Source organism: Clostridium bornimense (assembly GCF_000577895.1).
Lineage (GTDB): Bacteria > Bacillota > Clostridia > Clostridiales > Clostridiaceae > Clostridium_AN > Clostridium_AN bornimense.
Map to the genome: position 1 here is coordinate 628,997 of NZ_HG917869.1, position 26,391 is coordinate 655,387.

Below are 26,391 nucleotides of genomic sequence, written 5' to 3' on the forward strand. Positions count from 1 at the left end.
TTGAATCCTCTTTCTTTCATGTTATATTTATACCCTTTTATACATATATCAATTTATACATTAGACTTATATTTTGTAATTATTCTGTATATTCACTCCAAGAACCATTATCATAAATCATACTAGTTGTCATTTCCAATCCTGCTTGATTTACCCCTGGAGTTTGATTAGTTCCATCAGTGAATATTACTTTTGCATATTTCCATTCCTCAGGCAATGTATAACTATAAAGATCTCCACCTTCTGAAGTCATTAATTCTCCTGGCCATTCGGATATTTTTTCAACAGTTCCAGTACTATCATCATAAACATAGATTCTAGGTGTTCCCCAATTAGATGGTTTAACAAAATAAGCAACTAATGCTTCATCATTATCATCTTCTTGTTTATATTCACTCCAAGAACCATTATCATATAACATACTGTTACTAGTTAGTTCAAGACCTGGTTGATTTGCACCTGGAGTTTGATTAGTTCCATCAGTAAAAATAACTTTTGCATCTAAGTCATTCCATTCTTCTGAAAGAGTGTAACTATAAAGATCTCCACCTTCTGAAGTCATTGCAACACCTGGCCATTCAGCAATTTTCTTAACTGTGCTATAAGTAGTATCATCATAAATATAAACTTTAGGAGTTCCCCATCCAGATGGTTTTTTGAAATAAACAACTTTTTGTTTAACTGGTTCTACCTTTGTATAAGTATAAGTTTGTTCTACATTTGTTATACCATCATTAGCACTTAAAGTTACTGTTATTTCATCACCAATAGCAGAATCTTCACCAATAGTAATTTTAGTTCCATTACTATATTCTACTTTTTCACCACCATTAATTGAATAATATGCACTATCTACATTTGCTACAGATAAAGTTAATTCTAAAGAATTTTCAAATGTACAATCTTCCTTTGATATTGAAACAGTAGGTGCAACATATTCTTTTGTATATTTATATGTTTCCTCTACTTCTTTATCTTCATAAACTCCTTTTAATGTAACAGTAATATCACTACCAGCAGCAATATCTTCACCTATAGTTATAGTTGTACCATCACTATATTCTACTTCTTCACCATCATTAATTGAATAAGTTGCCTTATCTACATTTTTACAACCTAAAGTTAAATCTAAAGTTCCTACAAAAGTACAATCTTCTTTTGAAATTGAAACCTCTGGATTAACTTCTGGAGCAATATATTCAGTCCAGTTACCATCTTCGTAAATCATATCATTATTTTCTAAAACTAAACCTGGCTCATTTGCACCTGGAACTTGATTAGATCCATCATTAAATATAACTTTAGCACTTGTCCATCCTTCTGGAAGAGTATAGCTATATAATCCATCGCCTTCATCAACCATTGCAACTCCAGGCCATGCTTCTACCATTTTAACAACTCCAGTACTATCATCATAAACATAGATATTAGGAGTACCCCATCCTGATGGCTTTTTAAAATATGCCTTTACGCTATCTACTTTTGTAAATGTGTAACTTTTTTCAGTATAAGTAAGTCCATCTGTAGAAGTTAATGTTATAGTAGTATCAGTACCTACCTCTTGATCTTCTCCTATAGTTATAGTTGTACCATCTACATATTCTACTGCATCTCCACCATTTATTGAATATGTAGCTTTAGTAGAATTTGTAGTACCTAGAGTTAATTCTAGTGAACCTGTATAATTACCACCTTCTTTAGAAATAGATACAGTTGGTGATAAATAAACCTTATTATAAGTATAAGTTTCTGTAGTAGTAACATCGCCTTTAGTTGCTTTTAATACGATAGTGATTTCACATGGTGCTACGACATCTTTACCAATAGTAATAGTAGTTCCATTAGTATACTCTATTTCTTTTCCACCGTTTATTGAATAAGTTGCCTCATCACAGTTTGAAGCACCTAAAGTTAAATCTAAAGTATCTGTAAATTCACAACTTTCTTTTGAAATTGAAACTTTAGGACTCTCGTTTTTATAAAATACTGCAATTTGTCCACTCTTTAAAGTACCAGTAAGTCTGCCATTAGATACTTTGAAAGTTCCTCCAGTTGATGCTATATTTGTATATGTACCATCCTCTAGATTTGTTTCTGTGTCAATATTTGCTGTTCCATCTAGATTTACTATAACTGCACCTTTAGTTCCACGTTCTATTACCATAGTAGTATTACTTAATGTTCTAATATACTCTTCTTCACCGATCATAGCATTATGAAACTTATTTACTGCTACCACATCAGTATCTTCCCACATATCATTACCAGCATTCCCCATTTGCCCTGGTAATGGATTAGATGCAGTTGAATTTGCTGGTCTATTAAAATATAATGGTGTTCCTGAATTACGAGCAGCAACTATTGCCCATCCCATTTTATTGTACCAATCACTCATTGTAGTTGTATTTTGTGATAATCCAGCATAATCATCATGAGTTTCTGTATAAGTAACTATTTTCTTGCTATCAACACCATTTGTATTATAATTACTTGAAGATGCTTGTCCAATATTTTTAGCTGTATCCTGTTTATCACTATATCCAATAGCAGCTCTTACATTTTGAGAGTAAGCTTCACTATTTACATTAATATAATTAGAATATGCACTAGTTCTTGAATTACCACCATTTGTATCTAGTATTTCACCATAAATAAACAAATCTTCTTTATTATTTAAATTATTAAGAATTGTTGGCCAAAAATCACTTCCATCTGGATCATCAGGTAATTCTATATGCTTAGCTGCATCAAATCTAAATCCATCAGCACCACAATCTATTGCATCATTTAGAAATGTAATTATATCATTTTGCAATGTTTTGTTAGAAGTATTTAAGTCCGGTAAATCCATACAATCATGAGTTATACTATATCTACTTCCATAATCTATTCCATGTGGATTGTCATATTCATGCCAAAACTCTCTAGCCTCATACTTATCTTCTATAGCTGTAGAAAATTTGTATTTATTTTCACCTGTATTTGCCATGTGATTACAAACAACATCTACTATGATTTTTATTCCATATTTCTCTGCTTCTTCACACATAGCTTTAAACTCATCTCTAGTACCTAATTGTGCATTCCCAATTTTAAAATTAGTTGGTTGATATAATACCCACCAATGGTCTGTGCCCATAGAATTTTCTTTTGTTCCTTGAACTGGCGATGTTTGAACAGAAGTATATCCAGCTGCTGCAATCTTAGATAGATTCTCTTTTATAGTATTAAAACTCCAATTCCAAGCATGCAATATTACTCCTTCCTGTGTACTATCTGCTAATCCATAATCTGAAGTAACCTCAGTATCAGCAGCATAAGCTTCAACTGGTGCTTTAAATAGACCAGTACCGCAAATTAGACCAGTTGTTAACACCAAAGTTGTAATCAAACTAGTCAATCGCTTTGACATTTTTCCCATAATGGTTCCCCCTTTAGTTTTAACAATCTTCTTTTAGATTGCTTGTAATTTATATTTAATTTCATTAATTAAAACTAAAAGTACTATAAAATAACTGCAAAGAAATACAACAAAGTAACATAAATATATTATATACTTAATGAAAATAAATGCATAAATAGTAAAATAATGATTATTAATGCAATTTATTCTGATTGTTTATATAAAAATTGTAATCCTTTTCACAAAAAAACACAATATTTTTTTTTTAAAATATGAATTATATTTATTTTTAACAAATTTTATATTTATTTTTGTAACAATTGCTGTTTTTATAAAATTTTATTATTAAAATTATATAGATGGATGAATAATACTATTGATTAATACATTATGTGAACTTAAATTTATAATTCTCAAAGCACAATTACTAAGGGAATTTTCTAGAAATCCCCTTAGTAATTGTTAACTCTGTACTAAAATAAGGCTATTACTTACAAAATTAACAGTTATATCAATAACCTAATTTACTTAAACTCACTGTATTTTAGATTTTTAATACTTGTCCTGGATAGATTAAATCAGGATTTGATATACCATTTAATGCAGCTATTGCTTGATAAGTTGTTCCAAATTTTGCTGCTATTCCACTTAAAGTATCTCCACTTTGTACTGTATAGGTTCCAGTGCCATTACCACTGCCAGATGGAATTTTCAACACTTGTCCTGGATATATCAAATTAGGATTTGATATACCATTTAATGCAGCTATTGCTTGATAAGTTGTTCCAAACTTTGCTGCTACTTCACTTAAGGTATCTCCACTTTGTACTGTATACGTTTTATTATTGCTAGATAATGAAGAGTTTGGAATTTTAAGAACTTGACCAGGATAAATCAAGTTCACATTAGATATACCATTTAATGCAGCTATTGCTTGATACGTTGTTCCAAACTTTGATGCTATTCCACTTAAAGTATCTCCACTTTGTACTGTATATGCAGTACTATTACTTTCTAATTGATTATTAGATGATTCGTATGGAATTGATACTGTATTGTCCAATAAAATTTCATTTAAAAATACATTAAGATCACAATTCCCATTTACTCCAGCTACATTGCCAGAAGAAGAGTATTGAAATCCAATCCAACTATTCCATATACCATTATTTTGCGGAGTCATTACTCCATATTCAGCTATCCAAAGTGGATATATATTTAAAGAAGAATTTATATTAGTTTTAGCAAAATGACTATAAGTGTATACTACCACCTCTTTATTCGTTAATCGTTTTACTTCTTCTAAAAATACTTCTGCTAAACTTGTTAATTCACTTCTACTTAACCCCCCACTTACTTCCAAGTCTAAAGCTAACCTACAATCAGGTGTTTTACCTTTTAATGCATTAACAAAATATACAGCTTGACTTTTTGCATTACTTTCTGTAGATGGTCTAAAGAAATGATAAAACCCTATCAATAACCCCTGTGCCTTAGCTCCATTATAATTAGAATTTAAATAGGAATCAGTATAGTAGTTTCCTTCCGTTGCCTTCATATAAACTACTTGAATTCCACTTTGCTTTACTTTGGCATAATCAACCACGCCTTGCCAGTTACTTATATCAATTCCACTTAAATTCCCTGAGCTTCTACTTTGCATAAATTTTCCTCCTCTCTAAGATAGTATTTATACTATATTTATATGAATCTTCTTACACACTTTGACAGTAATAAGAATATTATTTAATATAAGATAACTATAATCATCAATGTATTTTTTTAATAATCTATTTTCATATATAGTTGTTACTATAATAAAATTACTTTTTACAATAGTAACAACTATATCATACCTATCATATATTATTAATTATGATATAGTTAATAAAAAAAGCTTAACTCTCACAAAGTTAATATTTTTTCATTAACTTATGTAATTTATCTTGGAGGAATTTATGTCATATATAGCTATGATTTGCGATATTAAAAATTCTAGAAGTCTAAACAATAGATTAGAAGTACAATTACAACTAATAGATGTGCTAAAAAAATGTAATGAAAAATTTAAGGACTTTATAATATCTCCATTTATAATAACTATTGGTGATGAATGGCAAGGATTACTAAGTGAATATACCTGTTGTAATGATATAATAGATTTTTTTAAAGAAAATTTATCAGATAATATTAAATTTTACACTGCTATAGGATATGGAAAAGTATCAATAACTAATTTTGAACTTACAGTGAATCAATTAGATGGAGAAGCTTTTTATCTAGCACGAAAAGCTATCCGATATTGTAAAAAACATAGTTTAGATTTAGTAGCTCTTAAGTAATAAATAAATTATTCTTCCACCTATTATGGCAATAATAAAACTTATAAAAGTACCAATAATAAAATACTCTGCAAAATTTTCGTCTTCTAATTTTTTGAACCTAGCTACAGATTTAATAGCAAGTACAAATCCAATAATAGATGGCTGATTTAATATCATAATTACTAATATAAAAGTACGCTCCAATATACCTATTATAAACCCACCATTTTTAGCTCCAGAGTTTCTTATTGCATTATTTATAATTACTTCGTCATTATAAAATTTATCCGACCTACTAATAAACTTAATTAATATTTTTATAAATATACCAGCAACATATGTAGCTAATAAAAAAATTATAATTATAAAAAGTATCTTACTTTTATTATTAAATCCATTTATATAGCTATTACTTTTTATGAACACTAATGAGATTATACAAATATGAGATATTTGATCAAGTAGAAATATCCACAAATTGTCTTTTAAATCTGAAAAATATATTATTATTAATGACTTGATAAAGTCAATAATAAAATGACATACTATAATTATTATTAATGAAACAAATGGTATCTCTATATTATTGTATATAGAATAGAAAATCACTATAAAAAATGTACCTACTAAATGTACCAATGCGTGATAGAAATTACCTTTTACTGACTTTAGTATTTGTGTTGATTTTTTTCGATAATTAGGAAATCGTAACTTTAATATATTATTATTTTGAAAAATAAAATCCATTAGAAAATGACAAAGAATACAAAGCAAAATTAAATTAACATCCATATAATTACTCCATTAATTCTCTTTCATATAATCTAAATAAATTTTTTATTAACTTACGATTATGCATTACAAGAAAATAATTTGAACTATTAAGTTTTTGAGAAATACTAGGTTTTGATGTGTTTTTAAATTCCTTTACTATAGAATTATATGATCCATATTTTTCATACAACTTTATAATTTCTCTTTGTTTAATAGTTATCTTACTTTCTAAAACTTCATTATTTTCTATTAAAGTATTTATTATGTCATTTATAGAAACTTCATCATATTCTATTGTTAATGCTACTTCATCCAATGAATTATTTATATTGTATTTTTTGAAATTAGGCTTTATTCCTTTAAAATAAAATCTATTCTCTTTTGCACTCATATATTCATTATAAAATCTAGTAGTACTTTTAGCTATCTCTAAAGCTTCTCTTGCAAATATAAAAGCTTCTCCATCCATTTCTCTCGTATCATCAGATATAGAAGTATTTATAGCTCCTATTCCTAATCCACCATAACATTTTATACCATGTTCTATTAAAAACAATTGAATTTCTTTAAAAATATTATAACTTTCACTTATATCTCTTAAAACAATTTGCCATTCATCACCAAGTGTCATAGTTATTGGTGCAACTAATATCGACTGATAATTTTTGCTTATTGAATTTAAATAAACTTTTATATTATTCTGCATGCTTTCTCTATTTTTCATATTTCTTGAATTCATAATATCCATATTTATTACACTGTATAATCTACTCATACCTTTCCACCTCATCCCTTTATTCTATTATATCAAAGTCAAAGTTTTTTAAACAATAGAATAACATTGTCATTATAATTATCAATTTATATTATAAAAGTAGAATATTGTAATTTATTATCATTTATGGTAGAATTATTAGCAGGCATATATAAAAAAGAGGTGACATTTGTGAAAATTTGTATTAAATGCAATGAAAATTTTAATGAAGACTATAATTTTTGTCCATATTGTGGTGAAGAGATACATAATGATTCAGATAATATTGATGATACTAATCAAATATCAATATATGACTTAATGGAAAATGAAGAAAAAATTCAATGTTCTGTAGAAGAAATTGATCCTAATAATATCGAAGATAATGAAGAGATTAATGAAAGTTTAGATGCTAAAAACAGTATAAAACTTATAAATAATGACAATATAATTATCAAGATGATAAAAGCCTTAAATATAAAAAAAATAGCTGCCTTAGTAGTAGTTTTATTATTAACTACTATTACTGTTTGTGTAGCAACTATTCTTCGTACCCCAACAGAACTAGGTGTTCAAATAAAAAGTATAAACCTGCAACAATATCCTAATGTACAAGTAGAATTAAAAAAGACTACAAATAAAAACTTAATATCAAAAGATAATATAGCTATATATGATTCAAATAAGGAACTACATAATTTTGATATTGTAGAAACTAAAGATGGTTGGAATATTACTTTCACTAGTGATAAAACTGATACTGATGTTAGTACAAAAGAAATCAAAATAGAAAATAAGAAAAATACTGACGATTCTGTATCTAAAAGTTATGAAATAAATAATGATGAAAATAAAAATGTATATGTAAATGTAAACACAAATAATTCTTTAGATTCTAAAGATAATATAATAGACACAGAAGAATATATCAACTTACAAGCTTCAATAAAAAACATTGTTACTAAAAACTTTAGTAACATAACTAGTAACTACTCATTAGCTTTTAAGGATTTATCTCAAAAAAGTACCCTTTCAATAAATAGTGAAAAAACTATCTCAGCTAGTACAATTAAAATATATATTATGATTGAAACATTTAATCAAATAAAATCAGGAAATATTAATCTAGATGATACTGTTATACTAGAAGAAAGTATGAAAACTGACGGTTCTGGAATGTTATCAAGTAAAGCAACTGGTGAAAAATTTACTATAAATGAATTAATAACTCTAATGATGATTAAAAGTGATAATACTGCAGCCAATATACTTATCGACAAAATAGGAATGGAAAGTATTAATAACTGCATAAAAAACTTAGGATGTAAAGATACAGAGTTAAATAGAAAAATGATGGATGCTACTGCAATTGAAAAAGGAGTTGAAAATTATACTTCAGTAGATGATTTGTGCTTAACTTTAGAGAAACTATATAACAAACAGTGTATTGATGAATATTATGATAATTTAATGTTAGATATAATGAAGAAAAATGAAAATCATACGAAAATTCCAAAATTATTACCTGACACTCTATCAATTGCAAATAAGTCTGGAGAATATACTGGAGTAGAAAATGATGCAGCAATTATTACTACAGATAAAGGTGCTTATGTACTTTGTATTACTACTAGTAACGGTGGTAGTGGATCACAAATAAAAACTATTAATAACATTTCTAAAGATATATACAATAAATTTATGGAGTAAGGAGATATATACATATGGAAGATAAATTATTACCACTAGGTAGTGTAGTTGACTTAATTGGTACAAAGGAAAAGATAGTTATTATAGGGAGAGGACCTATAGAAAAGATTGATAATATTGAACAATTTTTTGATTATGTAGGATGTCTATACCCACAAGGAGTAAATCCAAATCAACAAATTGTTTTTAATAAAGAAGATATAAATACAGTAATATTTAAAGGTTATTCAGATGCTGAAGAAGATCGATTAAATGAGCTTTATTTAGAATGGATAGCCACTCTAAAAATACCAAAAGGTAGCATACACTATAATAAAGCATCTTCTTATTAGTCACTTAAAATAGAAAATGTTGCTCCGAAATGATTACTATTAAGAAAATTCATATTGTTAAGTGGAGAAGTAATAGTGAAAATGAATAGATACGAGTGAATGGTGAATAGTTAAGGTTAATTTTCCCCTAAAGGGGAAAATATTATAGTCCTGCGGACAACAAAGTGTTTTCATATTTAGTATAGATACAGAAATTATATTATAATTTGTAGCCCAAGCTTCATGAAAGTGAAATTTTCATGAAGCCTCTGTATTGACTTGTATATCAACTATAATCTAAATAAGAAACATAGTATAACTTATAACATTTAACTCAACACTTATAATCTAAGAAATTCCGCAGGAATTTCATCAATAACTGTGCACTAATTCTGTGCCCTCATACTTGTGCTCTGCTTTTTGCTCTATCAAGCTTACTTAAAAAAACTGCCACATTCTCGTGCAACAGCTCCCTTATTGTACATCTAGTTTATCGTAATTTCTATAATATATTCTCCAAAGTATTTTCCAGCAGTATTTCTACCAAAATCTATTCCTAAACAAATAAATCCTTCATTTTTAGATTCTTTTAATTTAGTTATAGCATTAATCTTACTATTTATGTTGTCTTCCAAATTAAATACCACATTAAATATAGCTTCATCCTCTAAAATAACTTCTGTTGATTCACCAACATTATCGATACCTGTATACAATATAGCTCTTCTCAAAACTCCAGTGACTATAACCCCATTATTATCAACTTTATTTTCTATTACCTTTACATACTTTTTTATCTGTGCCTCTTTATCAATATCACCGGGAGGAATAAGATTTGTTAATAATGAGATGTCAATATTCTTTTTTAATGGTGCTTCTAACATTAATACAACTCCCTTTTCATTTATACTATTAGTATATCCACCGATACTATAAAGAGGTACATTTCTTTATTAATATTGTGTTAAAATCTCTCCGAAATAAAGAATATGCTTTGTTTCATTTTCAGGGTAACAATTTATTTTGATCTGTTCATCAATATTAGATAAATCCATCTCTTGTTTAAAAACTACTCTACATTCATAATATTTTTCACAACCTTCTACGATTGGAGTCTCAACAATTTTACTTGGGATAAATTTTATACCTGCCTCTTTTTCTTTATCAATATCTCTTCCTGACTTTGTACCACATATCTTTAATGCTTCTTTCATTGTCCCCTTATGAGGAATACTTACAGTATATGTTTTATTTTTCCCTAAAAATTCATTGCTATATCTTGATTCTCTTATAAGTGCCATGAACATAGGTTTTTTCCACATAAATCCGATGCTTCCCCAACTTATAGTCATCGTATTAGCTTTATTCTTATCTCCAACAGTAAAAAAAGCTCCTCCTCTATATAAGTTATCCATCATATTTTCTAAATCAAAAGTAAAAGTATCTTTCATAAATTAACACCTCTTCTAAATATTTTATACTTTAAATTATATCTTATTTGAGAAAATCATTAAAGATTCACAACTTTTATTAAAAATATTTCGTAAAATACTTATATTTTGTCGTGAACGCATAAAAATTTTTTAAAATGCTAAATATGCTCCCAAGATTGCATTATAGGATAAATTGTAGAAATAAGTAGTATTAACAAGATATAATATAAACATGGACATGAGATACGATTATTTCTAAGGAGGAGTAAATATGGCATTAGTATATTAATTTATTAGTTTAAGTAAATTACCCAAAATAGTTATTTTATAATTTAGTGTATTGTAGATAGTTCGCCAACCTATCTAGAAAAAAGAGGCTCTCGCTAACAGATGAAAATTTGTTAGTGAGAGCCTCTTTTCTTTATTCGCACACCGTTCTCAACTAGCGATTATTTCAAATTTATACAATAACCCCTCAATACTTTAATTCTCAACAGGGAACTCTGAAATCTTACCTAAAATGAACTTATTTAATTTATCATAATCAAGAACAGTAATAGACTTATCTCCATCAACATCAGCAGCAGCAAATCCGTTTTCATTATCAAAACTCTTGATTATACCTACAATATATTTTCTCATCAAAAGTAAATCTGTTGAATTTACCTTTCCATCACCGTTGATATCTCCATATCTAACTTCTATAATAGGATCACTTACAGTTTCAGCATTAGTATCAAGATATGATGTTAACCATGCAAATGATGAGTTCCAATTAATTGCTATCTCATTAGTAGACCAAGATTCGATATTATCCATAAAACATTTTTGTGCCGGTCTACTACCTGGTTTCCATCCTGAACCTTTAACCCATGGATCTTGAAGCTCAGAGTTAGGGCCACCAGATATACATCCACATGGCGCTTTAGGGAAAGTATTATCTGTTTGATAAGCCCAAAATCTATGATGTGGATTTTCAAGTGGATTGCTTCCATATCCAGTTACATAGCATTGAACATTAGGATTACATCCTAATAAATAATCCATTGTCTTTATAATACCATTAAGATATTTTATTTCCTTTTTGTCACTAAAATCATAAGCATAAGCCATGATAATTGCCTCATTCATTATAAAAGAATTTGATCCCCATGGATATCCTTCAATGTTATCTGATAATTTACTAGCATCTAAAGGAATACCATATCCTTCTTTTTTAGATATATCAATGAAATTATCTGCAGCCTTTTGAATATTGTTCCTTGCTTGTAGTATTTCTGACTCTGATAGCCCGTTTGGTACAAGTGATAGTGAAAGAGTACCAAGAGTTTCCACATTTCCCCAATCAAAAGCTCCACGAAGTCCTTCTGAAGTCCCTGCTGTTAATCTTGTTGACGCATCTAAATAATGTTTAGAAGACTTAATACTACTTAAATATTCATCTTTCCCAGTAGTGATATACAATTCTGCCGCTGACCAATAAAACTCATCTTCTACATAACTATCATTATAAGCTCCACCGCCAATACTATCATCTTCTGGTGCATAAATTGATGGATTTTTTACAGCAGCATCAAATGCTTTTTCTGCAGCTATAAGACACTTAGATGAAAAATTACTATCAATATCTTTATAGATACGCGCACCCTGAGCTGCAACAGCTGCTAAATTTAAAGTTGCTGCGGTACTTGGTGGCTTAAGATAACGAATTTGTGGATCTTGATCAGGACGTATACCAAGAGCAGTCCAAAATTCATCATGTCCTTTATGGTGAACCATACCAGCATATCTGTATCCATCCGGAACTTGCATCTTTAGCATAAAATCTAGACTCCATTTTGCTTCATCAAGAATGTCAGATTTTCCATTACCACTTTCCGGAATATTCATAGTATTATCTCCAAATGGTGCCTTTGTCAAATCCTCTCCAGCATATTTAGCCCTTTCATATTGATTTAACAATGTCCAAGTTGATACACCAGCGTTTACTACATACTTACCATGATCACCAGCATCATACCAACCACCTGTTACATCCAGACTATAATTATCAGGATACCAAGTTCCAGGGAAAGTAACCATAACATCATGTGGATGTCCTGCAGGTCTTGCAAGATCTTCTCTACCACAATAAGGCATCTTTATCTCAATACCACTTCTATTATGATAGAAGTATTTTATAGCATCATCTTTCATACTTGAATAAATATCCTTTGAAATCTTGAATGACATACTTTCTGCTGGACTTTCATCAGACTTATCTACTACTATTTTATAATCCTTTCCTTCTTTAGAGTAATCTGAAAAATCTATTAGATGAACGTTATCTCCTGAATTTTCATCATATCCAAACACTGTAGTTTTTCCACTATAAACTATATTTTCGTTGGCATCTAATAGCCTCCAACTTACTGGACTATTTTCAGCAGAAACTAATACAGCCTCTTTCTTCAAGTTAGGGAAATATCCCACTTGATTCACACGAACCCCATTTGTAGGTTCTGGTATTTCCGGCTCATATCCATTAAATAGTGGATCTTTTAAATATATATTATCAAAAGATACAGTGTAAGGAAGAGTCGCTGCTAAACAATCTCCTACAAGATGGAAAGTAAATTCTGCAGTTCTATCAGTTGATGATGTCATTGTAAATTCTTCAGTTATCGTTGTTGGTACATTAGCTTTTACTTCTACAGTTTCCCAATTCTTGTGATAATTCCAATATTCAAGATATGGTTCAGCTTGTTGCCCAACTTTAGGATATACCTTACAATCTGCTGTAGCAGTTACAGTAAATTGCACAGTATAAGTGTGACCTTGCTCCAATACAAGTCCTCTATGACGAAGTTGAATTGCCCATCTAGTATCTTTACTTCTATTTTCATCTGGAGGTGTTATAATTGTTATATTATACTTTCCATCCTCTATATCAAATTCTGCATGAGCTGGATAAGTTTCTACAGTAGTCCAAGGTAGTCCTACACCTCCATCAAAGGTACTATTCTTTATAAGGTTTCCTGCCCCTACTAATTTCCCTGACATATAACTTCCCCCTTATTATGCTATATTAAGAACTAGTTTTCTAAGGAGCATAAGATCCGTACTGTTAATTTTACCATCATCATTAATATCTGAATTTTCTTTACTTACATTAACATCTTTGCCTATAAGATACTGTTGTAATAATGCATAATCTAAGACATTAACACTTCCGTCACCATTAATATCTCCTTTTAAGATTTCAGTGTCTTCTAATTCTTCAGATAAAATTGCATATACTCCATTTGCAATAGCTATAGAAGCCTCTGTCCAGAAACGATGATACTTAAAAACTGGAGCTTCATTATTTTTATAAGCATCTGAGATTTTATCAAAATCAGGATCATTTTTATATTTTGAACGAATATCTAAAAATTTAATTCCAGATTTAATCTCATCTCCATTAGCCATTTTTCCACTCCAACCTGATGGAACATAAACTTCTGTTTCAAAGAATTTACTATAATCTTCCTTGCTCTCTTCTGCTGAATATCCTTTATCATCTTGATATAAATTCCACATACGATCTAATAATTCTTTTGATAAATCTTTAGCATCTTTATCAAAAGTTCCATATTTCTTAGTAGCAGCACTATAGTATAAAAGAGTTTGAGCTACAGCTGCTGTTATTCCAAGATCTTTTCCATAAGACGCTACCTTAACATGAAGATTTGGATTTCCTGTATAGGAACCAGTCCAATTATCTGGATTACCTGACCACTCTAATCTATCCGGAATCTCAAAGTCTCCATTCTCGTAAAGTTTTACAACAGATTTAATCCATTCTACCCACTTTTTCATAATATCCATTGCTTTTTTATCTCCAGTTTCATAAAGATATTCAGCAACACGTTCCATAGACCACCCTTGCATTCCAAACCAGTTATTACTTGGTGGATCATGATAAACCGGCTTCCAATCATAGACCATTCCATAAAAAGTAGGCAAATCTGAAGGATATTTTTGATAACTTCCATCTTCTGTCATATAAGAATTAGTAGCACCTCCAGCAATAGCACCTTCACTTGATTGCAACCATTGATAAAATTCTAATTGACGCTCTAAACTCTTTTTCCAATCTGATACCCCATTAGATGACTTTGGCTTAAAATTATCTACATTTGTTAATATCCATGCAGTCATAGGGTTTTGATATCCGAAGTGATTGTGACTACAACCTATTTTCCATGCCCAATTTGCTTCTAGTCCTCCACCCCATGAATAATACCAAGATAATAGATAATGTTGACTTGTATTAGAAGGTGAATCAGAACCTACTCCTATATTCTTAAAATATTTATCAAACATAGAATATCTTAAATAATCACCCATTTTAGAAGATTTACTTACCTCTTCATCTACATTTTCTCCTTGTTCCTTAGCCCAAGCATCTGCCCAATAAGTGGCTTGTATAGCACGAGCATCAGCATCGGGAGCAATAGTATATCTCCATTGTTTTGCATAGCTATTATCACCAGTAAATAAGTCTAAAAAACCATTTTGCCCTCCCCATTTAAATTCTTCTATTGATGGATGCGGAATAGTTCTCCATACTGATTCCATTGGTCCTCTTTGAAAAGTATTTATATAGACAGGAGCAGTATCATCACCATAGCCATACCAATTATCTACATCAAGTAACCAATGCATTCCATACATTTCTGAAGATCCATAAGCGTTCTTTAATTCATAATTAATAGGATCTTGTCCAACAGAGGCGCCGAATTGTAGCTTAGTAGGATACTTATCTGGAGTTGGATATTCATTTGCTAATGTGGCAGGACTACTAGGATTATAAGCTTCAATACCATTTTGCCCTTTGCCATGAGGAATTATAAATGCTTCAGTTGATGCCCATGAATCTTTAAAACTATCAAAATCTCCTGTAAGCTTACCATACATAGCTTCAAGCCATATATAATAACTAAAAGCTTCACTAGTAGTTTCATGACCATAGTCAGGTGCTTCACATATTAAAGTTTCTATTGAATGATAAGGAACTTTTAATGATTTACCATCTACATCAAATTTTTTAAAATATCCATTTTTTTCATCGTGTATTTTTTCCCACAGATCTATAAAACGGTCTTTATATTCTTTTTTTATTTTTTCTGACATTAAAATTTCTCCTTTATCTTTTTAATTAAATTTGGAGATTATTTTTACTAAAAATTTTCTAAGCAATAACAAATCTGAGCTATTAACCTTATTATCTTTATTTAAATCTCCTCTTGTTAAATCTATACTCTCTGTTTTTCCCAATACATATTTTTGCATAACTAAATAATCTAATACATTAATAGCTCCATCATTATTAACATCACCTAAAATACTTGTATTAATAGATTTCTCATTTAATTTTGCAGCAGTTTCTGAAAGAACTGTGGCCGTAGAACTTGGATAAACTATACGGAATCCATCATAATCTGGATAAAGATTACCATCATAACCTATCCCTGTTAGAATCCATGACATAAGTCCAGCACCATCATTATTGACTACTGTATCCCCCCATAGTTTATAAACTTCATCTTTATTAGACTTAACACCGAATTCCTCAAGAACTACTGGTTTATTTAAAGCTTTACCAGCATTGATATGATCCACTATCCAAGTAGTCCCCCATTCTACACTTCTATTCCATCCATCAGGATATAAATGAAAAGTCCCAAAGTCTATGGTATCTATAGTCATAAGCCTATCAAAATCTACACCTTCACCACCACTATAATTCCAGTCACTACTATCTCTATTAAAGAAACCTTCATCTCCAATAGATACAAGATGATTCTTATCTATAGATTTTATAAACTCACTAATCTCTTTAGTCCAATTATAAATAGTGTCTCCAGATGGATCACTTTGACATCTCGGTTCATTAGCAAGCTCAAAAGCCATAATAGTTGAATCATACATATACTGTTTACCAGTATATGTATTCACTCGTGTTAAAAAGTGTTTAATATACTTTTTAAATGCCTCCTTACATTGGCTATTTGTATAAAAATCATCATGTTTACTAGCACCAACCCATTTAATATACTGATTCATGCCACCAAATTCATCCCAATTATTCACAAATGGCACTATCAATTTTATGCCATAATCACTAGCTTTTTTAACAACATAATCAAATTTTTTAAATCCATCTTCATCATAAACTCCTAATGATGGTTGCATGACTACATCACTTTTGCTTTCACCATCAATAAATCCCCAAGTTCTCATCACCTTTAGTCCCATTGATTTAGCAGAATTAAACACATCATCAACCATAGCATTTGGTGCAAAGGTTAAATAATAATTATTAGTACCTGCAAAATAAAAATTCTCATCGTTGATTTTAAATTTATTACCATCAGTTACTACAAAATCAGTAGTATCAATTATAGAATTTACTCTGTTTAAAACTATATGACATGCTGTAAGCTTAGGAATGCTATAAGAAAATTTATTAGAATCGATGTTATTTATTTCTGGTAATTCTTTGATATCACTACTATTCTCATCAAAAGCCCATACTTTCCCACTAGTATATATTCCACTACCTTCTAAATTAACATCTATTGTTATATCAGAATCATAATTTTTGTTTATAAGAATTATATGCAACTTAGAATCATCAGTACTATCTAATGATGCATATACAGAAGAATTTTCAATATCAGAAGTGTCACTTTTAACGTGTATATCACCGTAAGTTGATTTTTTGCCATCATAATTTCTATATAAATTATAAGCAGCCTGAATATAATTAGTATCTCCACTTAAAGGCCAATAACTAGTTAAATATACGCCTTCGTTAGCAAATATACCAAAGCTATCTGCTTGAGCTATTCCACCAGATATATGATCTGCGCCGCCAAAATTATATTCAAGTATTGATAGTTTTGTATCAGGATAATATTTTTCGATAGAAGATTTCATTTTCGGTATTATAGGAATAAATTCTTTGCGATACTTCCCAATCCAACTATCTTCAACATAACTTGAATCCCAAAGAGTTCTAGGGGCTTGTATCCGTGCCTTATTACATTCAATATTTGTAATATCACTACCAAAAACTACTCTAGATCCACCACCAGTAGCTTCTGAATAATAATTAAAAGCAAATACATCTAAAAGACGCCTATTATCATTATCACTAGCTTTTTTCATTTCATCTAAATAATAATCTACAAACCAATCATAATCTCCTTTTACTTCTGACCAGTCAGGAGCTTCTTGCAAACTTTCATAAGCTGTCATTCCATATAATATAGGGCCAAAAGTTTCCGCAGAATTATCTAAATCTTTAATCATTTTTGCTGTATCAGTAGATTTCTCAATTAACTCTGAGCATTTCACTTTTTCTGGGTGTATTCTTGGGTGCGTTTCTGCCCATAACCCAGGCTCATTATCAAGACAATAGCCTTTTATTCCATTTATTGTTGAAGCATCACCATACTTATTTAATAAGAAATTTATAAATTCATCCATATAAACATAATCATCATTTAAATCTGGTGATGATGAATATTCTTCACTATTTCTATTAATGGTTTTTACCCATCTAGATGATGGTGCAGTTTCCTCTTCTGTGACAATTCCATCCTTATCTTTAGATACATATCCAGCCATTTGAACTGTTACAAATGAATATGGAATATTATTAGTTATACAATGTTCCTTAAAATTAGTTACAACTTTCCCTGGTATATTTTCTTCACTTTCCGGTATATTCATAGTTAAATAATTATCACTATAATGCATCCAGTCTTTTCCTGCATTAGAAGCATTATTTTCCCAGTTATATCCCGTAAATCTATTGCCACCTAATCTACAAGCTGTAGCAACTGATGGAATAGTACCTTCATTATTTAAAAAATCATAATTTATTCCATAAATATAAGGACTTATATTTTTTATATCTTCTTCGGTGTTTATAGTTATATTAATATTATTTAAAGTACTCCTATAAGAAGTTTTCTTTAACAAATTAAATACATTTTTTATCTTCATAAATTCTCTCCCATAATCAGTGCACAATGCCTTAAGGCAAAGTGCACAAATTTATTAATTAACCTATTTCTATTGAACCTTCATTGAAAATAATCTCTAAAGTTTTACCATCATAATCAGCAAAATTAATATCACCACTTGTAGTAATACTTGTTTTTTGAGCTGAAGCATTTTCTTTTATTGTGAAAGTTATATTCACTAAATCACCATCTTCTTTAATTAGATCATTTCCATAAGCCTCAAAATCTATAAAAGTTACATAAATTAAATTACTACTAGTATTAACATTATATTTAAAGTTTAAATTAGGATTTGTAACTATACTACCAGCAGATACTGAAGTTACATCTAAAATACTACCATCATATTTTATTTTGAAATCAAAATTTGCTATACCACTATCAGGTGTATTTTTTAATACTACTGGTACAATTACTACATCTCCTGCTTTTCCCTTAGTAGATTCGATAGTGGCAGTAAACTTATCATCTACTATAGGTGGAACTTCCTTTTCTAATATTGTTATTACACTATTTTTAAAAGTTGTAGTATATACTACACTATTAATATCAGCAAAAACTCCATCATCAGAAACCTTTAATTCTGTAGTCCCTATAGTAGCATCTTCTTTTATTGATAACTGAACATTTAGAATAGTACCATCAGAACTTATTGCCTCTAAACCATCTCCTGTTGAATCACAATACATAACATAAATTGTTCCAGATACCTCATCTATATGACTAACAAAAGTTAGAGTAGGATTAATTGCAACTTCACCTGCAGATACACTTACATTCTCAAAAAGAGAAGCATCATAACTTAAAGCAAAATTGAAAGCATTTAATTTGTCTTTATCTATACCTGATACTACAACCGGTATTATTATTTTTGAACCTTGATTACCAGAAATAGAAGTGATTTCTACAGAAAGTTTCTTTTCATCGATAGGTGGTACCTCTTTTTCTTTGATTTCAATTACACCTAACACAAAGTCTACTTCATAAACTTTCATATCAATATCTGCAAAGACACCTTTATCTTCAACTGAAATCTCTGAAGTTCCAGATTTAGCATCAGATTTTATAGTTACTGTTATACTCATAAAAATACCATCTGTTTTTATTGCTTCTAATCCCTCTCCTGTAGAGTCACAATACATAACATAAATTAAACCATTTTCTGCATCAACATTATAAACAAAAGTAAGCTCTTCATTTACACAAATATCTCCAGCTTCTACTTCTACATTTTCAAATATCTCTTTATCATATTTTAAAGTAAAATTATTAGCATTTAATCCCTTAGTAGTAATACCACTTATTGTTACTGGAATTGTGATTGTATCACCTGCTGTTGCTTCTTTTGAATCAATAGTAACTATTAAACTATCTTTTGGTGGAATATCTTTAGGTTTCACTGTTAATGTCAATATTTTTGAACTACCAGCACTAAAATTAAATGTTAATAGTACAGTTCCAGCTTTAAGAGCCTCTAGATAACTTTTATTTAAAATCACTACATTTTCTTTTATAATAAAATCTTCATTTTCAACTAATCCTTCTATACCTTTAAAAGTGTTACCATTAAAGGTAATAGTTATAGTTATATCTTCTGGAGAATTCAGATCTACTATAGCTTTAGATGGTGATATTTCAGAATCTAAAATAACTACTGATCCATTTGGTTCAACTCCCCATAAAAGTTTTCCATCTACATATCCAGTAATTTTACTCCATTCAACATAATTAGATGAAGTACTATTAAAAGAATAGTCATTGCTTTGATCAAAATTTGACCAATCAATTTTTGCAAATCTAATTTGTGCTTCTAATATATCACCAGCTTCTAAAGAACCAGCATTAGTATCAAAAGAGATCTCTAGATAACTATCTACGCTCTTTTCACTTGGAGTGAATGAACCAAAAGTTCCTAATACACTGCTTGTTATTGCCTTATATCCACCAGTTGTGATGCTAGCATGATCACACCAGAATTTTTGTAACTTATCACTATCACTAGTAAAATAATATCTTAATTTCAATTTTGAAAGATCTATATCAACACTACCAATATTGGTAACCTTAATTTTAGGTGTGATTGAATTAGAAGTAGTTAAAGTATTAATATTAAACATTTCTACTTTAATTTTAGGAGATAGTTCTCCAGGAGGAATAATTACTTCTTCTGTTGGGACTTCACCACTTACTACTATATCTTTTACTAACAAAATCGCTTTATCCCAATCCACTAGTTCAGTTGCTGAACTATTAAAAGAGTAATCATTATTTTGATTATAGTTTGTCCAATCTGTTTTAGCAAAACGCCATTGAATTTCTACTGTTCCTCCAGACGGAAGAACTGGTGCACCGGTTTTAAATTCGATTTCAAGATAATAATCTGCACCCTTTACAACTGTATCTAACTTATAAAAAGTTCCTGTAACTTTATCAGTTATTGAAATGCTATTATATCCAACATTCATAGACGAATAATCACACCAAAAGCTTTGTTCTCTTTTGCTATCTATGGTGTAATAATATCTAATTTTTATATCTGATAAATTTACTGAGTTTGAATCAGTATTAATAATTTTAAACTTACCACTTACTACATTGCTAGATGTTGAATTATTTATATTGAACATCTGTAATTTCATATATCTAATCTCCTTCTATTTTTATACCAATGATATTTTTTCTTAATAGCATTAGGTCCGTGCTGTTTACCTTATTATCTTGGTTTAAATCGCTATTTTGGAGATTTATTTCATAGTCAGTTTTACCTAATAAATATCTTTGGAGTAATGTATAATCTATTACATTTATATCTCCATCATTATTTATATCTCCGTAATTTACCTTCTTTTGTATATCTCCATATATAATTCCACGACCATTAGTAGCTAAATAAACACGGCCATATACTCTGGGATCTCCAGTTATATCTGAATTAGCAACACCATATTGATGATACTCATCATTAATTCTAGTCCAACTTCTTCCTTCATCATCTGAACGAAATATGCCACGAATATCATTAATCTTTGCATTACTATATAGGGACATATAGTCTTTTCCATTTGATTTTTTTCCAAAGCCAATAGTATCAGCTTCCTGTACATTTGATAATTTTAAAAATGTATCCCCAGAATCAACAGAATGCCATACACCATATGCCCCATCCTTACTACCACCACATAGCCAAATATCACCTTCAACACCAGGAAGAACTTTAAATTTACAACTACCAGTAGTAGGTAAACCATCAGCCTCAGTGGCATTAAAATTAGCTCCACCATCGTTACTAACGTAGAAAACTCCATTATAAAATCCATAGAATTTCTTTGGATTTACTCTATCTGACGCTATAATAGCTCCATTAGGAATGTCTTTAGATTCAATCCATGAACTACCATTATCCTTTGAAAAACAAACTGCTTTATTTCCGTTTCCACTTGGACTCCACAAAACTATAGATCCATCAGCAGCTGAAGCAATTGATCCGCCTGCATCGCCTTTTATTCCACTGATATCATTGCCTTGAAACCAGTTTTTGCCCCCATCATAGGAAAATCCACAACTTTTCACTATATTTTTATCACTATCATTAACATTCCCACTTCGAACAATAAAATTAGGCGCAAGTTCTGCATAATCCATACTTACTGTATTGAAATTAGGCGTTGTCATCATCTTATCTGGAGCCTTATCTAAATCATCATGACAAAATCCGCATACATCAGCCATTCCACTTAATAGATGTGCACCTGTAGGTGGACTTATAAGTGTTAATACAGATGTCTCTTCTATTCCATTAGCTTTAACCTCAATGGTTATCTTTTCGCCTCTATCTAAATTTGTGACATCATCAGAACCATATACTGTTGCCCCTGTTCCATACATCATGCGATTAGAATCAAATGGGTCAATTGATATTCCTCCAGTCATCCATCCAAGCTTCGGTGATATTTCTGGCATTGATTTCTGTACTCCCCAATCTAACCAAGGTGCCTTAGATATATCTTGCACATAATTTAACTTACGATTTGGATATCCATCCCAAGACCAAAGTTCAGACCAACTGTTTCCTCCATCAATACTTCTATATATTCTAGTATCTGGCCACCAAGAATTTAAACTAGTAACCATAATAATGTTAGGATTGTTCTTATCTACTGCTAATCCACCATATCCAAAGTAATTATCATCACTACTAGATGGTATAGGACTTATATTTGTCCATTGACCTGTATTAGTATTATATTTCCATACATCACCTTTTGTACCATCATAAGGACCTGCATCATTACTATAAGTTATATATAAAAATCCATCAGAAGATAATATTCCATGATGAGGTAAAAAGGCACGTGGAATAACGTTCTTTGTATTTTCATCTATAATAGTCCAACTAGATTGATTTTCTAAAGTAGGTTGTCCATCTAAAGGAAACCAAGTTTCTCCTCCATCAATAGTCTTATATATACTTTTCTTAGTATCAGCTACTCCTACATAAATAGTTTGTGTTGCTTTACCTTTTGATCCTGTTGAAGAATCAAAAGTAACCCAGACAACACCAGTTTGATCATTAAAATTAGGATCTCTATAATCCCCTGTATATTTAAAACTTTCTACCTTTGACCATGTTTCACCAAAATCCTTACTTTTCCATAGTCCATGTCCATTATGAGTACCTAAAAAAAGAATACTATTATCATTGGGATCTATGGCTAAACGTTCTCCCATAGATCTACCTGGCATATTTCCACCTGTAGGAAATGGTAATTCTATTACTCTAAAAGTATCTCCTTTATCAACAGATTTTAATATGGCACCATTACCTGACCATCCATTAGTATAGGTTCCAGCTAGTACATATAATCTATTCGGTTCCAAGGAATCTGTAGCTAAACTCTCGCACCCCATATAATTCCAATCATCGAATCCTATCCAATCAGTTAGAGAAGTCCACTCCTCTTTTGAGGAATCTAATCGATAAACTCCACCCATATCAGTCCTAATAAAAACTAAATTTTTTTCACTTTCGTTAAAAATGATAGCAGGAATAAAACCTCCTCCGCCTCCTGTTTTGACATTTTTCCACAAATAGTTATTTAATTCATTGTTATTTTCATTCATTACTAAATTCTCAATTTAATTATTGTCAATAATTATTACTATGATAAAAATGATTTTATGTGAATAAATTGACTATTCATATTACATAATCTTAAAAATAAAACATATGAATTTCTTAAAATATAAACGTTTTCTTAATGTTTTTTTATTTCTTTTCATCTTAAACACAAGATGATATAATCTTTGTTAAATATGTTAAATTACGGAGGTATTATGAAAAATTTATACACTGAGAGATTGCTATTAAGACAATGGAAAGAAGACGATAGTAACGACTTATATGAGTACGCTAAAAGCGACCTAGTTGGTCACAATGCTGGATGGCCAATTCATGAGAATGAAGAGAAAAGTAAAGAAATAATTCAAACGTTTATAAAAAATAATGACACTTATGCTATTGAACTTAAATCAAAAAAGAAAGTTATCGGCAGCATAGGACTCCATAATAGAAAACCTGATAAAACCTTAGAACATTTAAATCAAAAAGAAATTGGTTATGCATTAAATCCAAAGTTTTGGGGACATGGTTTTATTCCTGAAGCAGTAAATCAATTATTAAATTATGGATTTAATGAACTGAATCTAGATTTAATCTGGTGTGGACATTATGATTTCAACAATAGATCTAAGAGAGTAATTGAGAAATGTGGGTTTAAGTTTCGTTTTGCAAGAAAAGAAAAGTTAGTACTTCTTGATAATAAAGAAGTAACAGAATTATACTACAATATTTTTAAAGAAGATTTTATATAGAAAAAGGGGTGTATCATTAACAAATGAAAAGTTGTTAGCGATACCTCCTTTAGTCATGGCATAGGTTAGAAGGCACAGGGCACAAGTAAGGTGAAAATTCCTCTTTGAGAGGAATTTTATTATAGTCCTGCAGACAGCGAAGTGTTCTCATATTTACTCCATATATTCACCAAGCTATATGAAGGTGCAACCTTCATTAGCCCCCTGTAATGACTTCCATATCAAATGCAACTATCTTAAGAAAACTCACCTACTCTATACTCCAAACTTAAGCATTTTCAATCCAAGAAATTCCACAGGAATTTCCACCATCACTGTGCCTTGTGCCCTGATACTTGTGCCCTAACCATCCATGCATCTGTGCCTTGTGCCCTGATACTTGTACTCTGCACTATACCTTTCATTTGCTCTATTTTACTGAAAAAGCTGCCTCACTCCTTTGTTCGACAGCCCTTATCTTTTAATATTATAGCATATATGTTTCTGAAAAATTTATAGTTTATAATCGGTACAATTATCGTCTATTTTCGATTAATAAATTATTTTTTTGACAAATACCGTAGAGCTATAGTAATATTATGTTATATATATAAATTATTTCTAATGGAGGAGTATCTATGATAGAGGTTAAATATACTAATACGTTAAATCAATTGTTAGAATGCTATGTGTACCAAAAAAATTCTTATAAATCATCAAAAATAGAAATGAATATATCTAGATGGATTTTCACTTCAATATTTTTAGTAGGAATTATATATTATTGTGCTTCATTATATATAGTAAATGTCTATGATGAAGACTTTATTATAGTGATTATTCTCACAACACTAATTTCTATAGTTGCAATAGCTTCACTTATAAATCATTTTACTTTTCCAAAAAGATTTTTATCTAAACAAAAAAAAGAGATACTTAAAAATATAAAACAATATCAACCTTTATTTGATGAAGAAACAGAGGTTAAACTTAATGGTGATTTAATCATTGTAACAAGAAATAATGATATAAATACTATTCCAGTATTCTCTGTAAACAAAATAGATAACATTAATAAGTCTTTATTTATTACTTTTAGAGGAAATTTTTCTTTAATCATTCCACATGAAGCTTTTAATGATGAAAATGAAAGAACTAAATTTGTAAATATGATAATAGATAGTAAGAAAGGAGTAGTCCAATAATGATTAATATAACTTATGAAAATACATTAGAGCAATGGCTAAAGTGCTATTCCTTTGATGCTTTTTCTTCAAAAGAATATAAAAGGAAGACAAATATTATACGATATATACCTGCCATACTATTTTTATTAGCATCAGGTATACAGGTTATATTACTATATTTATTAGGAATATCTCTTATAGATAGAATTATGTCTATTTTCTTTACTGTATTTAGCTTTATCTTTCTAATGATAGCCTGTCTCTTCTTTTATGCTTATCCCAAATTATCTCTAATCAATCTAAGACGACTACTTATGGAAATGATATCAAATGGAGATATATTAGTAAATGAACAGATGAAAGTTAGCATTGATAATGAATATATTACAATAGATAATAGATATTATAAACGTACCATAAAACTATCCTCTATTTATAATACTAAAATTATAGAAGATTTATTTTTTATTAATTTAAAAGGAGGATTAGATTTAATTATTCCTTTCGATGCAGTTAACAATACAGAATTGAAAAATTTAAAAAACATATTAGATTCAAAATAGTTCTAATGAAGAAGGTGAAAAT

Annotated in this window: 17 protein-coding genes; 6 read left to right on the top strand and 11 right to left on the bottom strand. The window is 29.7% G+C overall.

Annotation, left to right across the window (positions count from 1 at the left end; translation table 11 throughout):
- Nucleotides 1–79: 79 nt before the first annotated feature.
- A complete protein-coding gene (locus CM240_RS17070) occupies nucleotides 80–3,421 on the bottom strand; it encodes a starch-binding protein (RefSeq protein WP_051483921.1) in 3,342 nt (1,113 codons plus the stop codon).
- Between the two features lie 526 nt (nucleotides 3,422–3,947).
- Nucleotides 3,948–5,066 carry a LysM peptidoglycan-binding domain-containing protein gene (locus CM240_RS18105; protein WP_044040598.1) on the bottom strand — a complete coding sequence of 373 codons (1,119 nt, stop codon included), beginning with the start codon at nucleotides 5,064–5,066 and terminating at the stop codon, nucleotides 3,948–3,950.
- Between the two features lie 295 nt (nucleotides 5,067–5,361).
- Here CM240_RS18105 and CM240_RS16325 point away from each other — a divergent pair, with 295 nt between their 5' ends.
- Nucleotides 5,362–5,745, top strand: coding sequence for a SatD family protein (locus CM240_RS16325; protein ID WP_044040600.1), 384 nt, complete (start codon nucleotides 5,362–5,364; stop codon nucleotides 5,743–5,745).
- On the opposite strand, the gene CM240_RS16330 is transcribed toward CM240_RS16325, so the two are convergent.
- Both CM240_RS16330 and CM240_RS16335 read right to left on the bottom strand, forming a co-directional pair.
- Nucleotides 5,728–6,519 carry a DUF3307 domain-containing protein gene (locus tag CM240_RS16330; RefSeq protein ID WP_044040602.1) on the bottom strand — a complete coding sequence of 264 codons (792 nt, stop codon included), beginning with the start codon at nucleotides 6,517–6,519 and terminating at the stop codon, nucleotides 5,728–5,730. The genes CM240_RS16325 and CM240_RS16330 overlap by 18 nt on opposite strands.
- 4 nt (nucleotides 6,520–6,523) lie before the next feature.
- The gene (locus CM240_RS16335) at nucleotides 6,524–7,276 is read right to left on the bottom strand and encodes a SatD family protein (protein ID WP_044040604.1); all 753 of its coding nucleotides are present in this window, start codon (nucleotides 7,274–7,276) and stop codon (nucleotides 6,524–6,526) included.
- 171 nt (nucleotides 7,277–7,447) lie between these two features.
- On the opposite strand from CM240_RS16335, the gene CM240_RS17075 reads away from it, so the two are divergent.
- Together CM240_RS17075 and CM240_RS16345 are read left to right on the top strand one after the other, a co-directional pair.
- Nucleotides 7,448–8,965 (top strand): serine hydrolase, encoded by a 1,518-nt coding sequence (locus CM240_RS17075; protein WP_051483922.1) that lies wholly within the window; start codon nucleotides 7,448–7,450, stop codon nucleotides 8,963–8,965.
- 14 nt (nucleotides 8,966–8,979) lie between these two features.
- Nucleotides 8,980–9,297 carry a DUF4176 domain-containing protein gene (locus tag CM240_RS16345; protein WP_044040606.1) on the top strand — a complete coding sequence of 106 codons (318 nt, stop codon included), beginning with the start codon at nucleotides 8,980–8,982 and terminating at the stop codon, nucleotides 9,295–9,297.
- Between the two features lie 464 nt (nucleotides 9,298–9,761).
- Here CM240_RS16345 and CM240_RS16350 read toward each other — a convergent pair whose 3' ends face one another.
- The 7 genes from CM240_RS16350 to CM240_RS16385 all read right to left on the bottom strand — a co-directional run bounded on the left by CM240_RS16350 (nucleotide 9,762) and on the right by CM240_RS16385 (nucleotide 23,890).
- Nucleotides 9,762–10,160, bottom strand: a complete 399-nt coding sequence (locus CM240_RS16350) for a hypothetical protein (protein WP_044040608.1) — start codon at nucleotides 10,158–10,160, stop codon at nucleotides 9,762–9,764.
- Nucleotides 10,161–10,229: 69 nt separating this feature from the next.
- Entirely contained in the window at nucleotides 10,230–10,727 is a 498-nt protein-coding gene (locus CM240_RS16355; RefSeq protein ID WP_044040610.1) for a flavin reductase family protein, read from the bottom strand.
- 465 nt (nucleotides 10,728–11,192) lie between these two features.
- The gene (locus CM240_RS16360) at nucleotides 11,193–13,751 is read right to left on the bottom strand and encodes a glycoside hydrolase family 9 protein (protein WP_084485594.1); all 2,559 of its coding nucleotides are present in this window, start codon (nucleotides 13,749–13,751) and stop codon (nucleotides 11,193–11,195) included.
- Between the two features lie 15 nt (nucleotides 13,752–13,766).
- Nucleotides 13,767–15,866: a glycoside hydrolase family 48 protein gene (locus CM240_RS17345; RefSeq protein ID WP_084485597.1), complete on the bottom strand. Its 2,100-nt coding sequence runs from the start codon at nucleotides 15,864–15,866 to the stop codon at nucleotides 13,767–13,769.
- A gap of 21 nt (nucleotides 15,867–15,887) precedes the next feature.
- Nucleotides 15,888–18,749, bottom strand: a complete 2,862-nt coding sequence (locus tag CM240_RS17080; RefSeq protein ID WP_051483923.1) for a glycoside hydrolase family 44 protein — start codon at nucleotides 18,747–18,749, stop codon at nucleotides 15,888–15,890.
- A gap of 58 nt (nucleotides 18,750–18,807) precedes the next feature.
- A complete protein-coding gene (locus CM240_RS16380; RefSeq protein ID WP_044040612.1) occupies nucleotides 18,808–21,408 on the bottom strand; it encodes a cohesin domain-containing protein in 2,601 nt (866 codons plus the stop codon).
- Nucleotides 21,409–21,412: 4 nt separating this feature from the next.
- Nucleotides 21,413–23,890: a dockerin type I domain-containing protein gene (locus CM240_RS16385; RefSeq protein ID WP_051483924.1), complete on the bottom strand. Its 2,478-nt coding sequence runs from the start codon at nucleotides 23,888–23,890 to the stop codon at nucleotides 21,413–21,415.
- A gap of 213 nt (nucleotides 23,891–24,103) precedes the next feature.
- On the opposite strand from CM240_RS16385, the gene CM240_RS16390 reads away from it, so the two are divergent.
- The 3 genes from CM240_RS16390 to CM240_RS16400 all read left to right on the top strand — a co-directional run bounded on the left by CM240_RS16390 (nucleotide 24,104) and on the right by CM240_RS16400 (nucleotide 26,369).
- Nucleotides 24,104–24,640 (top strand): GNAT family N-acetyltransferase, encoded by a 537-nt coding sequence (locus CM240_RS16390; RefSeq protein WP_044040614.1) that lies wholly within the window; start codon nucleotides 24,104–24,106, stop codon nucleotides 24,638–24,640.
- 617 nt (nucleotides 24,641–25,257) lie between these two features.
- Nucleotides 25,258–25,824, top strand: coding sequence for a hypothetical protein (locus tag CM240_RS16395; protein ID WP_044040616.1), 567 nt, complete (start codon nucleotides 25,258–25,260; stop codon nucleotides 25,822–25,824).
- Nucleotides 25,824–26,369: a YcxB family protein gene (locus CM240_RS16400; protein ID WP_044040618.1), complete on the top strand. Its 546-nt coding sequence runs from the start codon at nucleotides 25,824–25,826 to the stop codon at nucleotides 26,367–26,369. Before CM240_RS16395 ends, CM240_RS16400 begins: the two co-directional genes overlap by 1 nt.
- Nucleotides 26,370–26,391 lie beyond the last annotated feature (22 nt).